Origin of the sequence: Nocardia sp. CA-128927, from assembly GCF_050955855.1 — a bacterium.
Taxonomy (GTDB): domain Bacteria; phylum Actinomycetota; class Actinomycetes; order Mycobacteriales; family Mycobacteriaceae; genus Nocardia.
This window is the reverse complement of sequence record NZ_CP192087.1, coordinates 1,423,998-1,436,969: the sequence shown is the minus strand read 5'-3', so window position 1 is coordinate 1,436,969 and position 12,972 is coordinate 1,423,998. Positions and strand designations below refer to the sequence as shown.

At 67.1% G+C, this 12,972-nt stretch carries 12 protein-coding genes; 6 read left to right on the top strand and 6 right to left on the bottom strand.

Annotated features, from left to right (window positions below):
* Nucleotides 1–61 precede the first annotated feature (61 nt).
* On the bottom strand, nucleotides 62–1,885 hold the full coding sequence (locus ACQPW1_RS06635; RefSeq protein ID WP_433661858.1) for a hypothetical protein: 1,824 nt from the start codon (nucleotides 1,883–1,885) through the stop codon (nucleotides 62–64).
* 175 nt (nucleotides 1,886–2,060) lie between these two features.
* Between ACQPW1_RS06635 and ACQPW1_RS06630 the strand changes: the two genes are divergently transcribed.
* Nucleotides 2,061–2,975 carry an IS982 family transposase gene (locus ACQPW1_RS06630; RefSeq protein WP_433654482.1) on the top strand — a complete coding sequence of 305 codons (915 nt, stop codon included), beginning with the start codon at nucleotides 2,061–2,063 and terminating at the stop codon, nucleotides 2,973–2,975.
* Nucleotides 2,976–3,037: 62 nt separating this feature from the next.
* Here ACQPW1_RS06630 and ACQPW1_RS06625 read toward each other — a convergent pair whose 3' ends face one another.
* On the bottom strand, nucleotides 3,038–3,433 hold the full coding sequence (locus tag ACQPW1_RS06625) for a PPOX class F420-dependent oxidoreductase (RefSeq protein WP_433661857.1): 396 nt from the start codon (nucleotides 3,431–3,433) through the stop codon (nucleotides 3,038–3,040).
* A gap of 175 nt (nucleotides 3,434–3,608) precedes the next feature.
* On the opposite strand from ACQPW1_RS06625, the gene ACQPW1_RS06620 reads away from it, so the two are divergent.
* On the top strand, nucleotides 3,609–4,460 hold the full coding sequence (locus ACQPW1_RS06620) for a hypothetical protein (RefSeq protein ID WP_433661856.1): 852 nt from the start codon (nucleotides 3,609–3,611) through the stop codon (nucleotides 4,458–4,460).
* A gap of 447 nt (nucleotides 4,461–4,907) precedes the next feature.
* Here ACQPW1_RS06620 and ACQPW1_RS06615 read toward each other — a convergent pair whose 3' ends face one another.
* A complete protein-coding gene (locus tag ACQPW1_RS06615; RefSeq protein WP_433661855.1) occupies nucleotides 4,908–5,714 on the bottom strand; it encodes an LLM class flavin-dependent oxidoreductase in 807 nt (268 codons plus the stop codon).
* Nucleotides 5,715–5,912: 198 nt separating this feature from the next.
* Here ACQPW1_RS06615 and ACQPW1_RS06610 point away from each other — a divergent pair, with 198 nt between their 5' ends.
* Complete coding sequence (locus tag ACQPW1_RS06610; RefSeq protein WP_433661854.1) at nucleotides 5,913–7,565, top strand: alkaline phosphatase D family protein; 1,653 nt, start codon at nucleotides 5,913–5,915, stop codon at nucleotides 7,563–7,565.
* Between the two features lie 64 nt (nucleotides 7,566–7,629).
* Here the strand turns inward: ACQPW1_RS06610 and ACQPW1_RS06605 are convergent, their stop codons facing one another.
* Nucleotides 7,630–8,361 (bottom strand): DUF4386 domain-containing protein, encoded by a 732-nt coding sequence (locus ACQPW1_RS06605; protein WP_433661853.1) that lies wholly within the window; start codon nucleotides 8,359–8,361, stop codon nucleotides 7,630–7,632.
* A gap of 93 nt (nucleotides 8,362–8,454) precedes the next feature.
* Here ACQPW1_RS06605 and ACQPW1_RS06600 point away from each other — a divergent pair, with 93 nt between their 5' ends.
* Nucleotides 8,455–9,180: a TetR/AcrR family transcriptional regulator gene (locus ACQPW1_RS06600; protein ID WP_433661852.1), complete on the top strand. Its 726-nt coding sequence runs from the start codon at nucleotides 8,455–8,457 to the stop codon at nucleotides 9,178–9,180.
* Between the two features lie 51 nt (nucleotides 9,181–9,231).
* On the opposite strand, the gene ACQPW1_RS06595 is transcribed toward ACQPW1_RS06600, so the two are convergent.
* Entirely contained in the window at nucleotides 9,232–9,912 is a 681-nt protein-coding gene (locus ACQPW1_RS06595) for a JAB domain-containing protein (protein ID WP_433661851.1), read from the bottom strand.
* A 162-nt stretch (nucleotides 9,913–10,074) separates the two neighbouring features.
* Between ACQPW1_RS06595 and ACQPW1_RS06590 the strand changes: the two genes are divergently transcribed.
* Nucleotides 10,075–11,589: an alpha/beta hydrolase gene (locus ACQPW1_RS06590; RefSeq protein WP_433661850.1), complete on the top strand. Its 1,515-nt coding sequence runs from the start codon at nucleotides 10,075–10,077 to the stop codon at nucleotides 11,587–11,589.
* Nucleotides 11,590–11,598: 9 nt separating this feature from the next.
* Here the strand turns inward: ACQPW1_RS06590 and ACQPW1_RS06585 are convergent, their stop codons facing one another.
* Nucleotides 11,599–11,802, bottom strand: a complete 204-nt coding sequence (locus ACQPW1_RS06585; RefSeq protein ID WP_433661849.1) for a type II toxin-antitoxin system VapB family antitoxin — start codon at nucleotides 11,800–11,802, stop codon at nucleotides 11,599–11,601.
* Between the two features lie 227 nt (nucleotides 11,803–12,029).
* Here ACQPW1_RS06585 and ACQPW1_RS06580 point away from each other — a divergent pair, with 227 nt between their 5' ends.
* Nucleotides 12,030–12,929 carry a phenylalanine 4-monooxygenase gene (locus ACQPW1_RS06580; protein ID WP_433661848.1) on the top strand — a complete coding sequence of 300 codons (900 nt, stop codon included), beginning with the start codon at nucleotides 12,030–12,032 and terminating at the stop codon, nucleotides 12,927–12,929.
* The last annotated feature ends 43 nt before the right edge of the window (nucleotides 12,930–12,972 follow it).

Sequence of the window (12,972 nt, the reverse complement as noted above, 5' to 3'; positions counted from 1 at the left end):
CCGACAAGCAGCATTCCGGCCGCTACCGGCACCTGCTGCGGCGTTGTCGATAGTGCGCGGGCTAGTTGTCGTAGGAGGCGACGCCTACCGGGCCGGAGCCTAGACAGACAGTGAGATGTTCTGTGCGGGAGGCGATTCGGAGATTCGTGCCGCTGCCCACCAGACGGACGAAGACGGTGTTGAGGCCTTGACGAATGGGGACGGATACGGGTTGGCCGTGCTCGAAAGCTACTGAGAGTTGGCCGTTTTGGCTGGCGAGGTAGTTGAGTTGGGCGGTCCATTCGTGGTCGAGCATGGGGCCGTCGAGTGGAATGGGGACTCTGGTGCCGCCCTGGATTCGGTAGCCGCAGTTGGGGTCTGGGCCGGGGAGGATGCGGCGGTTCCACCAGACCTGGGCTTCGACAAGAGTGCCGGTGTCGGTGATCATGCGCAGGTGCGGGGTCGAGTCGGCGAAGGCGCCCGGGGTAGTGATGGGGGCGAGGACCTGACTGGTCAGGTTTTGCGGGTATGCGAGCGGGTTCAGGACGTCCCAGGGGACTTCCTGTTCCAGCAGTGGCACACCGTCCCAATCGGCGAAGGCCGACTTCACGTTCGCGATATAGGTTTTGGTGGGGCTCGGGCTCCAGGAGCGGACGAAGGTACAGGTGGAGAACAGGCTGCTCACGACGAATAGCGCCAGCACCGGTATCGCGGCGCGTGGGCCGAGACTCGGCCTGCTGCCGCGCGGGCTCGCCCGCAGTATCAATGCGCCTACGACGGCCAGCGTGACGCCGAGGTCGGCGAAGTAACGCAGCGACTGCATCAGTTCCGCCGCGGTGTTCGGGCCGCCGCGCACCAGGGCCACGGGCAACTGCATCAGTAACACATAGGCTGCGGCGAGCAACCACACCGGCCAGACTCTGCGCCGCATCCAAATCGACAGTGCCACAATCGAAATCAGCACAATCCAGGCTGCGACTACCGCCGCACCAGGCGGATCGGCCCACGGTGCGGCAGGCAACCACCGCTCCCACCGCCACGGTCCACCGACCAACGCGGGCACCACGCCGAGCGATGTCGCGTTGGGCAGCCAGTCGCGCATGCCCTGGAGGTTGTTGTGCACCCCGGAAACACCGACGACCGCCAGATACGCCGCCAGCCAGCAGAGCAGCACCAGACCCGACCCCAGCCACAACCGCACGCCACGCCGGGCCACCACGCGAACCGCGGATTCCCGCTCGTCGACATAGTGGGCGAGCACCGCAACGGCGAACGCGACGAACGGGATGATCACCGACTTCTCGAAGAACAGCAGCGCCACGACGAGCACGACGATCCCGGACCAGGCGTACCTGCGCCGTCCGGTACGAACCAAAAGCAGCGCATCCCCGATGACCCAGGCGAGCGCGAATTGCAATGGCAGCGCGTTCAACGCGGCCGACCACCACGCGAACGCAGGCAGCGTCACCGGCGAGAACAGAAAGAACGTCAGCGGAATGAGCAACGCCCACCGCGCACCCAACAGCACGCGCAACAGGCGAAACACCGACAACGACACCGCGAGTTGGCCCACCAGCAGCGAGATCACCGGGCCTGCCCACACCAGCGGCGCCGCCTTTGTCACCACCCAAGCAGTGACAAAGGCGAGCGGCATGAAATGCCCGTCGTGGTCGTGCAACAGCAGGTCCGCAGAAAACAGCGGATATCTACCTGACCGGCCGACCAGAATGAGGTCGTCCCAATAGAAGTAACCGCTGCCTGCCACCCAGCCCCGAAGCGCAAGTTGCAGCACGATCAAACACACCGCCGCGACAACAACGGGCGACGCTCGCCGGATCAGCGTCGTCGCTACCTCCGGACGCGGAGTGGGCACGGCCGTCGACGGTGCGATCGAAGCGGTGTCCATGCCGAGCCACCCTAGATGATTGATTCCAAGGGGTGTGGTGCATGACGAGTCCACACACCTCCTGATGGATGATCACCCAGCCGCAGTGCTTGTTCCTCCGTGCTGAAGTGAAAGATTCTGCCCGACAGCAGCATTCGATGTGACGAAGTAGGCGAGGGCGCCGAAGATCAAGGTTGTGAGCAATGAAATCGACACCCTCGCCACTGCACTTTATGTCACGATCGACGACTTGGTGAAGACCCGCCCCGATCTGGCGCCTGCCCGCCCTCGGATCGGGTTCACCCCGCAGTTGACCGACGCCGAACTGGTGGCCCTGGCCGTGATGCAGGCCCTGCTGGGCTACCCCAACGAGCGCCGCTGGATGCGCTACGCCCGCAAACATCTACGGCATCTCTTCCGGTATCTGCCCCAGCAACCCGGCTACAACAAACGACTCCGCAAAGCCGCCGCCCTGATCACCGCCGCCATCCGGCACCTGGCCACCGACACAAGCCTGTGGACCGACGATGTATGGGTCGCCGATTCCACCCCGGTGGAATGCGGGCGCTCCCGCGAAACGGTGAAGCGCTCCGAACTGGCCGGATACGCCGAATACGGTTACTGCGCTTCGCATTCGCGCTTCTTCTGGGGCATGCGGCTGCACTTGATCGCCACCCTGGGTGGGCTGCCGATCGGTTTCGCTCTGACCGGCGCGAAAGCCGACGAACGCGAAACCCTGATGGGTATCCTGGCCGGTGACCCCGCCCTGGCCGCCCAACGACCGGGACAGACCCTGATCTGCGACAAGAACTATTTCGGTGCCGGGTTCGAGGCCGAGTTGGCCGCCACCGGGATCCAGCTGTTGCGGCCGGCTCGCAAGGGCGAAGCCGAACGACCTGGCGCCGCCCTGTTCAAACCATTACGGCAGGTCGTCGAGTCGATCAACCAGACGTTCAAAGCCCAACTCGATCTCGAACGCCACGGTGGACGCACCCTCAGCGGAGTCATAGTGCGTGTCCTGCAACGAATCCTGGCGATTACCGCCGCGATCTGGCACAACGACACCACCGGCGCACCGGTACACCGATCACTGACCGCCTACGACCACTGATCCCCTTGGAATCAATCATCTAGTGGCGGCCCGGCTATCCCCAGGTGCGACGCCGCACCGGCCTAAGCCGCGTATCCGGTCGCCTTCTCCACTTCGACGCGCACCGCGACCCGAACCTGGCCCGGCGCGGGCAGGTCATGATCCTTACCGTCGTACTTCCACGACAGTCGATGGCCGACACTGAGATCGTTGTCGTCGACGATGGTCGCCTTGCCGCGCAACTCGACGTAGCTCTCGCCGTCGGCGGAGTCGATCACGGTGACGCTGACGCGCGGGTCACGCACCATGTTGCGGTGCTTGAGCCTGCCTTCCAGCGTGGAGAACAGCAGGTCGTCGCCGTCCCGGAGCACCCACATCGCCGAGGTCTGTGGGCTGCCGTCGGCATTGAGGGTGGCGAGCACCGCGTAGTTCTTGGCGTCGAGCAGGGCGATGGTGGCTTCGCTGAGCGTGATTCCCATGTCCTGGACATTAACCGCGCGCCGGAAACCCGGCTCACCGTCGCCTCGATAGCAATTTGCCATAAATATCGGAACGTTGCCGGTAAGTTGATCTTGGACGTGCTCTCAGGTTGCCGGACACATCGTCGGCCACGACGCGCTCCGTCGTGCGTGGCCCGGAGGAAGGCGCTCACCCATGTACGTGTTCCGAACGGTCATCGCCGCGACCGTACTGACCTGCCCCGCACTGGTCGCCGCGGCCGCGACAGCGTCGGCCCCGACCAGTACCGTGCCACACCGCGATTGCGTCGCGGCACACGCGACCGCGGCGGTCGTCGCTACGAATCCCCTCGCCCCACCCCGTCGCACCGTGCTCAACACACTCCTGTACCCGGGCCTCGTCGACACCGCGGGCCCACTCGGCATGGGCGGCGCGGCATTCGGCCTCGGCATGGCCGGCCTGATCGGCACCGGCAGCGCACTGCTGGGCACCGGCAGCGTCGCCGCCGCACCGTGGGCCGCGTTCCTCGGCACCGGCAGCGCCGCCGCCGGAACGGGCAGCGCCGCACTCGCACCCCTCGGCGTTGTCCTCGGTGCGGGCGCCGCGTTCCTCGGCACCGGCAGCGCCGCCGCGGGAGCCTCGGGCAGTGTCGCCACCGGCGGTCTCGGCACACCATTGGCCATGCTCGGCGCGGGCAGCGCGGCCGCAGGCACCGGCAGCGCGAGCCTCGCGGGCGCAGGTGCGGCCGCCGCACCCTTCGCCGCAATGGCGGGCACCGGCAGCGCCATGCTCGGCTCGGGCAGCGTCGCCGCGGTCCCCTTCGGCGTCGCCCTCGGTGCCGGTGTCGCCGCCGGAATAGCCACCGGCAGTGCGGGAATGGCATCGCTCAGCGCGGCATCACCCGTCGCGGGCGACGAAGCCACCCGTACCGGTAAAAGCACTGACACCGCCAAGGGCACGGATAAGAACACCGCCAAGAACGGCAGCACCGGAAGTGAATCTACCGAGCCGGAATACCGTCCGCTGAGCCTGGGCCCCGCCACCTGACCAACAGATCAGGGTGCCGATCCGCATCCGCCGACAATCCGACTGCCACGGCAGAGACCGGCAGCGGGGCACGGTCGCGCTGCGCCGCGAACTCTTGGAGTTCTGCAATGTCCTCGGTGAGTTGCGCCAGATCCGAATGGATGGTGATCCATCCACTGCGCCAAGCAGCAGCCCTGCACCCACCCGACTCAGGGAGCGGCGTATTCCGGCCGAGCCCGCCGATTTCGCGGCGCCGAACCGCATAAGGGGACGGCCGCAGCGTCGAAGATCAACGCGGCATCGGCATTCGGCCAGCCACGCTCGCTCAGAGCTGTCCTGTGTCGACCCTGCCGCCCCCTAGACAGCTCGATCCAGTCCGCGATCTAACCCCGCCGCCTCGGCCGAACACACGAAGTCCGCCTCATCGAAAGGTGAAGGCGGACTTCGCGATTATGGGCAGCCGCCGATCTACACCGCCGCGCGAACCTTTGCCGCGAACTCGTAGTCATGCTGCCAATCCACACCGTTCGGAACGAGGATCACGCGCGAAACCCCCTGTGCCGCAAACGCGGACACTTGATCGGCAGCCTTGTCTGCGTCCGCCGACAAACCGAGTGCCACGACGGAGACCGGCAGCGGGGCACGGTCGCGCTGTGCCGCGAACTCCTGGAGTTCCGCGATGTCCTTGGTGAGTTGCGCCGGATCCGATTGGATGGTGATCCATCCGTCGCCATAGGTGGCGGCCCGGCGCCGCCCTCGAGTGCTGTTGCCCGCCACCAGAACTGGCGGCATCGCCGAGCCGGGCGCGAGGGTCACCTCGAGCCCGTCGGCCAGCGCGGTCGGCTGTCCGGTGACGAGGCCGGGCAACACGCGCAGCGCCTCGTCGGTGTGCCGACCACGGTCCTCGAACGAGGCGCCTGCGGCACGCCACCCGATGTCACCGTGGGCCGGGTTCCCGGTGCCGACACCGACAATGAGCCGATTGCCGGACACATACTGCAGCGTGCTGATCTGCTTTGCCGCCCAGGCGACCGGACGCAGCGCCAGCAAAATCACGTTGTAGCCGATGCTGATTCGATCGGTCACCGCCGCGGCGGTTGCCAGCGTGACGGTGCTGTCCAACATCGGCGCGCTCGCCACCAGGTGATCGGTGGACCAGACCGAATCGAGCCCGACCTCCTCGGCGAATCGGGCGCTGGCCCGCACATCGCCCAGGATCGGGCGCGCCGGATCGGGGGTCGAGGTGGGCAGGATGACGCCTATCTCAATGGTCATTTTCGTCCAATCGCTCGCTATCGGGCTGCTATGTCGCAACGCTACGTGCCAGCAGCGAGCGTTCCAATCGCCTATTTGCTCACGATGATGTCGCAAACGCTCACCGCGTGTTCGCATCGAAAGACGAACGCAGCCTTCGATGTGCTCGCCTCCGACGGGATCCGGATCGGCGAACCATCCGCCGATATACCCTGACGTATGGGTCTGTCTCGTCGGCAATTGCTGAGATTCGGGGGTGCCGGTTCGGCTGCGGTGCTGGTGGGGGCGGCCGCGGTGAGCAGTGCGCGGTTCCGGGTGCCGCGCTGGTCCGATGATCCGTTCAGCCTCGGTGTCGCGTCGGGTGATCCGACGGCGGACGGGGTTGTCCTGTGGACGCGGCTGGCGCCGGACCCGTTCGCTCCCGATGGGCTCGGCGGTATGCCGATGCACCCGGTGACCGTGGAATACGAAGTCGCGCATGACGAGAACTTCCAGCAGGTGGTGACGCGCGGTACCGCGGTCGCGACGCGCGAACTGGCGCACAGCGTGCATCCGGAGGTCACCGGACTGGCTCCAGATCGCTGGTATTTCTATCGATTCCGCGCGGGGTCGGTGCTGTCACCGGTGGGCCGCACGCGCACCGCGCCGCCGCCGGGCCGGCCGACCACGCGGATGCGGTTCGCGTTCGCCTCCTGCCAATCGTGGAGTTCCGGCTACTACACCGCGTACGAACACATGAGTGCCGAAGACCTCGATCTCGTTGTGCACCTTGGTGATTACATCTATGAGCGTGGCTGGAACCGCGGCCGCGAGGGCATGTCGGTGGAACCGCAATTCCAGGCGGAAGCCGTTGATCTGGCCGGATATCGACTCCGGTATGCCCAGGTCAAAGCGGAGGAACCGCTGCGCGCCGCGCACGCCGCCTTCCCCTGGCTGGTCACCATGGACGATCACGAGATCGACAACAACTGGGCAGGCGACTCCCCCGGGCTCGGATTCGATATCTACCGCATCCCCGCGCTCTTTCGCCGCCGCAAAGCCGCCGCCTTCCAGGCGATGTACGAACACCAGCCGCTGCGCATCGCGCAGCTGCCGTCCGGTCCGACCATGCACCTGCACCGCCGCTACGGATTCGGCGACCTGGCCCAGATCACCATGCTCGACACTCGGCAGTATCGCGACAAGCAGGCCTGCGGCGACGGCAACACCGTCATCGACTGCGCCGACCGACTCGCCACCGATCGCACGATACTGGGTGCGCAGCAACGTGATTGGCTGATCGACGGGTTCACCAACTCTCCTGCCCGCTGGCAGATCCTCGGTAACCAGGTTTCGATGGGCCAATCCGATCAGGACGCCGGTCCGATCACCGCCGTCGGCACCGACTCGTGGGACGGTTACGTCGCCGACCGCAACGCCGTGCTCGGCGCGGCAGCCGACCGCGGCGTGCCCAACCTCGTCGTGATCACCGGCGACCGCCATCAGAACCACGCCGCCGACCTGCGCCGCGACTTCGCCGACCCCGAATCGCCAGTCGTAGCATCGGAATTCATCGGCACCTCGATCTCGAGCAACGGCGACGGCGCGGACATGACCGACTCGGGCCGCAACCTCCTCGCCGCCAACCCCGACCTCAAGTTCTTCAACGCCCAACGCGGCTACGTCCGCGTCGAACTCGACCACACCCTGTGGCGCAACGACTTCCGCGTCGTCCCTTACATCCGCCGCCCCGGCGCCCCCATCCACACCCGCGCCAGCTTCGTGGTGCAGGACCGAGTCCCCGGCGTCACCGCGGCCTGGCAACCGGATGCCCCGGTCCATCAACCCGAACCGGGAGTCGCGGCCGCCCCGACCGACAACAGTCCGCGGTAGCCGGGCCGCGTATTGATCACCACCTCGATGTGATGCGCAGCCCGAACCCGTCCTGAGTCTCGGGTCAGCGGTTCGAGTATTGCGCTCGAACGAGTGACGTCTCCGGTTGCCGTTCCACCGACACGATGTCATCTGCGGACTGCTCGAACCCTTTGACGATCAGGTACACCGCAAGGCTGACCTCCCATGCGAATATCGGCAGGGCAGCAATCGAGCCCCATGGGGAGAGTTGGTCATAGCGGCCGAAGAGAACCGCGGTCGCCGATGCGCAGATGAGTGGACCGCCGATCAGGCCGAGGACTGCGATGGGGCGGGGTACCAGCCGAGATCGGTACATCAGGGCGGCGAGCAGGAGGCTGTTCGCGCCGAGGATGAAGTTCGGTCCGAGTAGGAAAGTCCAGTCGTGTATGGCGACAAGGGATTTGCCTACGGTGATCAGCGTTGGATTCTCGATACCAGCGAGGTTCTGTCGCAATGTCACGACCGACAGCACACTCACGATGCCGACCGCGATGACGGCGCCCTCGAGTAGTCGACCGCAAAGGTAGCCGAGAGCCAAGCTTTTGCCGTGTCGTTCCAACACGGGATACAGCGTGGTCGCGGTCCCGATGACGGCCACGACGAGGATGAGTTCGCATAGCCCACCCGCCAGCACCCGACCGTCGGTGCCCGCGCCGACGATGTAGTTCACGTCGTTCAGGACTGGCCGGTACAGCGCCAGGCCCGCTATCGCGGCGACCTCCGTGACAACGAAGAGCACGCCCGCGACCACCGCCGTCGCCCGCATCGAGTTCATGGTGACTCCTCCTCATCGCGAGGTGTACGTCGTACACCTCATGCCGGGAACACTAGGGTGGACGCTGTACACCCGTCAAGAGGAAGCGGATCAATGGCCGACCGGGACAAAGCCATCCCTCGTACCCGCCTGAACAGAGATCGAGTGCTGCGCGCCGCCATCGCGCTCGCCGACGAGGTCGGCATCGACTCGCTCAGCATGCGCAACCTGGCACAGCGGCTCGACGTCGTTCCGATGGCGCTCTACAAACACGTCGCGAACAAGGACGAACTGCTGGACGGCATGGTCGACGTGCTGGTCGCGGAGATCGGTCCGCCCGACTCCGGCCTGGACTGGAAGCCCGCGGTCCGGGGTCGCATCCTTGCGGCGCGGCGAGCTCTCCAGCGACATGTGTGGGCGGCGCGGGTGATCGAAGCACGCCCAGCACCGACACCGGCCGTGCGTGCCTATCTGGATTCGATGATCGGGATGTTCCGGGCGGGCGGGTTGTCGATCGACCTCACCCATCATGTGATGCACGCGCTCGGCAGCCGCGTGCTCGGCTTCACCCAGGAGCTGTTCGACAGCTCGCCGAGTCTGGATCCGCAGACGCAATCGGCTGCGCTGCAAGACATGTCGTCCACATACCCGCACATCGTGGCGATCGCGTCCCGGGCGGACCACGACGAACAGTCCGTTGTCGGGCCGGGTTGCGACGATCAATTCGAGTTCGAATTCGCGCTCGACCTCCTCCTCGATGGCTTCGAACGACTGTGGCGCCAGGGATGGAGTTCCACCGATCCAGCCCATAACGCAAAGGCTGCCGCCATCGAAAGATGAAGGCGCCCAGGCCACGGCGGATCGAGCGGAGACCTGGCGACAGGCACCGCGTCAGCGGTGGCCGGGGATGGCCGGTGCGCTGGACCAGGTTTCGCCCGCGATCACCACGTGGTCGAGGAAGCGGAGGCCGACGGTGCGGGCGGCCTCGGCGAGCAGGGTGGTGGCGCGGCGGTCGTCGAGGCTGGGCGTCGGGTCGCCGGAGGGGTGGTTGTGCACGACGGCGAAGGCGCGGCCGTCGTGGCGCAGCACGGTATTCAGGATTTCGCGGACCGGGACCGCGACCTGATCGACCGCGCCCTCGGCGACGAATACCTTGCGCCGCAACTGGTTCTGCGCGTCGCATACCAGGACGAGCAGGCGCTCGACGCGGGCGCCGGTGAACAGCGGGCGGGCCGCGGCGGCGACATCGGCCGCGTCGCCGAGGCGCACGGGGGTGCCGGTGTCGCCGCGGGCCCGGGAGCCGAGGTGGAACGCGGCGATCAGGGCCGCCGCCTTCGCCACCCCGACACCGGCGCGGCGCGACAGCTCTTCGGGCCGGGCCGCCGCCAGGCCGGCCAGCCCGCCGTGTTCGACGAGTAGTTCCACCGCGAGGTCGAGCGCGCTGGCGCCGCGCCTGCCGTGCCGTAACAGCAAGGCCAGCAATTCGACATCGCTGAGCGCGTGCGGACCGAGTGCGAGCAGGCGCTCGCGCGGCCGTTGCTCGACGGGTATATCGATAAGAGAGACCGGCATCGTTCCACCCCTTGGTCACGGCGACAGTGTTACGGAGTCTGCCAGGCCCTACCGACATGTTGCCCGCGAACGCGGGGCCGCCCGAGTTGTCCGATCCTGCCGATTGCGAATCGGCTGCCGTCGGGCACACTGAGTGCGTCGATCGAGTACAGGGGCAGATGAATGTTCAAACCGCGCAAGGGAACCGCGGCATCGACGCGCGGCACGCTACTGCCCGCGGTCATCGCCGCGGTCGCGCTGCTGGTGACGGCGTGCGGCACCGACAGGGACCCGGTCGCGCCGCCGGTCCCGACCCTCGACCGGTACTACCAGCAAACGCTGGCGTGGGGTTCGTGCGACGACTACCAGGGCGGCGCTGAGCTCGGCGCGGCCGGGATCGAGTGCGCGCGGGTGACGGTGCCGATCGACTACGGCAAACCCGACGGCGACACCGCGCGGATCGCGATCTCCCGGCTGCGCGCCACCGGCACCAGGGTCGCGTCGCTGCTGACCAACCCCGGCGGGCCCGGCGCGGCGGGGCTGGCCTTGCCGCTGGCCCTGGCGAAGTCGCCGGTGGCCGAACGTCTCGATGTGATCGGGATGGACGTGCGCGGGCTCGGCGCCTCGACACCGCGGGTCAGTTGCCGCACGGTCGCCGAATTCGAGGCGGGTCAGCGCGTTCTCGGCCGGACCGACCCGCTCGCCGAGGTCGACCAGATCGAGGAGGAGAACGAGGAATACGCCAACTCGTGCGCGCGGCGCACCGGGCTGACGCTGCTCGGGCACGTCGGCACCGTCGACGTGGCCCGCGACATGGACGTGGTCCGAGCCGCGCTCGGTGAGCAGAAGCTGACGTACTTCGGCGGCTCCTACGGCACACGCCTCGGCTCCACCTATGCCGAGCTGTTTCCGGATCGGGTGCGCGCCATGGTCCTCGACGCTCCCGTCGACCCCACCACGAACATCGGCGACGAGGTGATCACCGCCGCCGGTTTCCAGCAGGCGTTCGACGCCTACGCCGCCGACTGCGCCAAGTCGCCGGACTGCCCGCTCGGCACCGATCCGACGAAGGCCAACGAGAAGTACCGCGCGCTGGTCAATCCGCTGATCCAACACCCGGTCCGTGGGCTCGACTACGGCGCCGTCACCACCGCGACGATCGCCTCGCTCTACCATCCCTTGTCCTGGCCGAGCCTGACCAAGGGATTGACCGAGCTGACAACGGGCCGTAGCGAGGAGCTGCTCGGCGAAGCGGGCGAGTACGAGGACGCCTCCTCCGACGACGTGCACCGCGCGGTGCTCTGCCTGGAGGAGGTCCGGGTGACCGATCGCGCCGTCGCGGCCGACATCGAACGCCGATCCCGCACCGCCGCTCCGGCTTTCGACGACGGCCTGGCCAACGGCACGGCGCCGCTGGATGCCTGCGCGTTCTGGCCGGTGCCGCCGACCGCGCAACCGCACGTGCCCAAGGTGATCGGCCTGCCGAAGACCGTGGTGGTCGCGGCGACCGGCGATCCGGCGACGCCGTACCCGGGCGGCGTCACCCTCGCCAAAACCCTTGGCGCGGCATTGATCACCTACGAGGGCACCCAGCACGGCGCCGCGTTCGAGGGCATCGCCTGCGTCGACAAACCCGTACTGAGGTATCTGATCGACCTGACACCACCGACCGACGGCCTGCGGTGCTCGAAACCGTGAGCCGCTGACCTACCCGTCGACGACCACGACTTCGGGACCCGGCAGCGCGAACAATGCGGTGGCGGCCAGCTTTTCGAGATGACGCAGTTGACGCTCGTGCACGACGATCCGGCGCAGTGCCTCGTTGATCGTGGCATTGCTCGTCGAGGTGCCCATCACGGCGGCCGCGGCGGCGAGCAACTTCTGGTCGAGATCGATCCGCACGGATTTCATGCGTCCTCCTTCGTACATTCGCCATTTTGCGCCATGTCGCCCGCTCATGTCTGGCAAATCGGGACACCGTCGCCGGATGTGTAGTACCGGCGGCCACTGGTCAGCTCGTCGCCGAAATCCGCCGTCCGCTGCCGGTAATCACGCAGCCGAGCGCGACCAGCTAGACAGTTTGCCAAGCTGCGCGGGCTTTTGTTGTCGGCAGGCCCGAGCGGTGATTGCATCGACGTATGTTCACCGAAGCGCAGCTGTACTCACCGGTGACCCGGTCCGGCGACGGCGATGTGACCGTCCACCTCAGCGACGAGCACCCCGGCGTGCACGACGCGGACTACCGGGCCCGTCGCAATGCCATCGCCGCGCTCGCGCTCGATTACGCACCCGGCAAACCAGTTCCGCAGATCGACTACACCGACGAGGAACAACAGGTCTGGCGGATCGCCTCGGCCGAACTCGCCCGCAAACACCAGACCTACGCCTGCGGCGAGGTGCTCGAGGCCGCGGCGCGACTCGCGCTGCCCGAGGACCACATCCCGCAGTTGAACGAGGTCTCGGCGGCGCTGGTGCCGCTCAGCGGATTCCGCTACGCCCCGGCCGCCGGGTTGGTGCCGCTGCGTCAGTTCTTCGGCTCGTTCGCGGATCGAACCTTCCACTCCACCCAGTACATTCGGCACCATTCGGCGCCGCTGTACACCCCCGAGCCCGACGCCATCCACGAGATCATCGGCCATGCCAACCAGATCGCGAGCCCGCGCTTCGCCGCCATCTACGAGGCGGTCGGCGCGGCGGTCGGCCGACTGGAGACCGAGCCCGCGCTGAAGTTCCTCGCGAATGTCTTCTGGTTCTCGATGGAGTTCGGCGTGGTCCGGGAGGACGACGAAGTCCGCTGTTACGGTGCGGGATTGCTGTCCTCCTACGGTGAGATCGAGGAGTTCCGGACGGCCGACCTGCGACCGCTCGACGTCGCCGTGATGGGCACCGCGGTCTACGACATCACCCACTACCAGCCGATCCTGTACTGCGCCGAGTCGGTCGCCGAGATCGAGGACGTGATCGGCGGCTTCTTCGCGACGATGGACGACGAGACGCCGGACCGGCTGCGGCAGTCGAGTGCGGCCGGGGCACAGTAGCTTCCTGACGAGCCCGCCGCGGGTGCCGGACCGCGGCGGGCGG

Coding starts and splice junctions, on each gene's coding strand:
- ACQPW1_RS06635 (WP_433661858.1), bottom strand. CDS start 1,885: ATGGACACCGCTTCGATCGCACCGTCGACGGCCGTGCCCACTCCGCGT.
- ACQPW1_RS06625 (WP_433661857.1), bottom strand. CDS start 3,433: ATGGGAATCACGCTCAGCGAAGCCACCATCGCCCTGCTCGACGCCAAG.
- ACQPW1_RS06620 (WP_433661856.1), top strand. CDS start 3,609: ATGTACGTGTTCCGAACGGTCATCGCCGCGACCGTACTGACCTGCCCC.
- ACQPW1_RS06615 (WP_433661855.1), bottom strand. CDS start 5,714: ATGACCATTGAGATAGGCGTCATCCTGCCCACCTCGACCCCCGATCCG.
- ACQPW1_RS06610 (WP_433661854.1), top strand. CDS start 5,913: ATGGGTCTGTCTCGTCGGCAATTGCTGAGATTCGGGGGTGCCGGTTCG.
- ACQPW1_RS06605 (WP_433661853.1), bottom strand. CDS start 8,361: ATGAACTCGATGCGGGCGACGGCGGTGGTCGCGGGCGTGCTCTTCGTT.
- ACQPW1_RS06600 (WP_433661852.1), top strand. CDS start 8,455: ATGGCCGACCGGGACAAAGCCATCCCTCGTACCCGCCTGAACAGAGAT.
- ACQPW1_RS06595 (WP_433661851.1), bottom strand. CDS start 9,912: ATGCCGGTCTCTCTTATCGATATACCCGTCGAGCAACGGCCGCGCGAG.
- ACQPW1_RS06590 (WP_433661850.1), top strand. CDS start 10,075: ATGTTCAAACCGCGCAAGGGAACCGCGGCATCGACGCGCGGCACGCTA.
- ACQPW1_RS06585 (WP_433661849.1), bottom strand. CDS start 11,802: ATGAAATCCGTGCGGATCGATCTCGACCAGAAGTTGCTCGCCGCCGCG.
- ACQPW1_RS06580 (WP_433661848.1), top strand. CDS start 12,030: ATGTTCACCGAAGCGCAGCTGTACTCACCGGTGACCCGGTCCGGCGAC.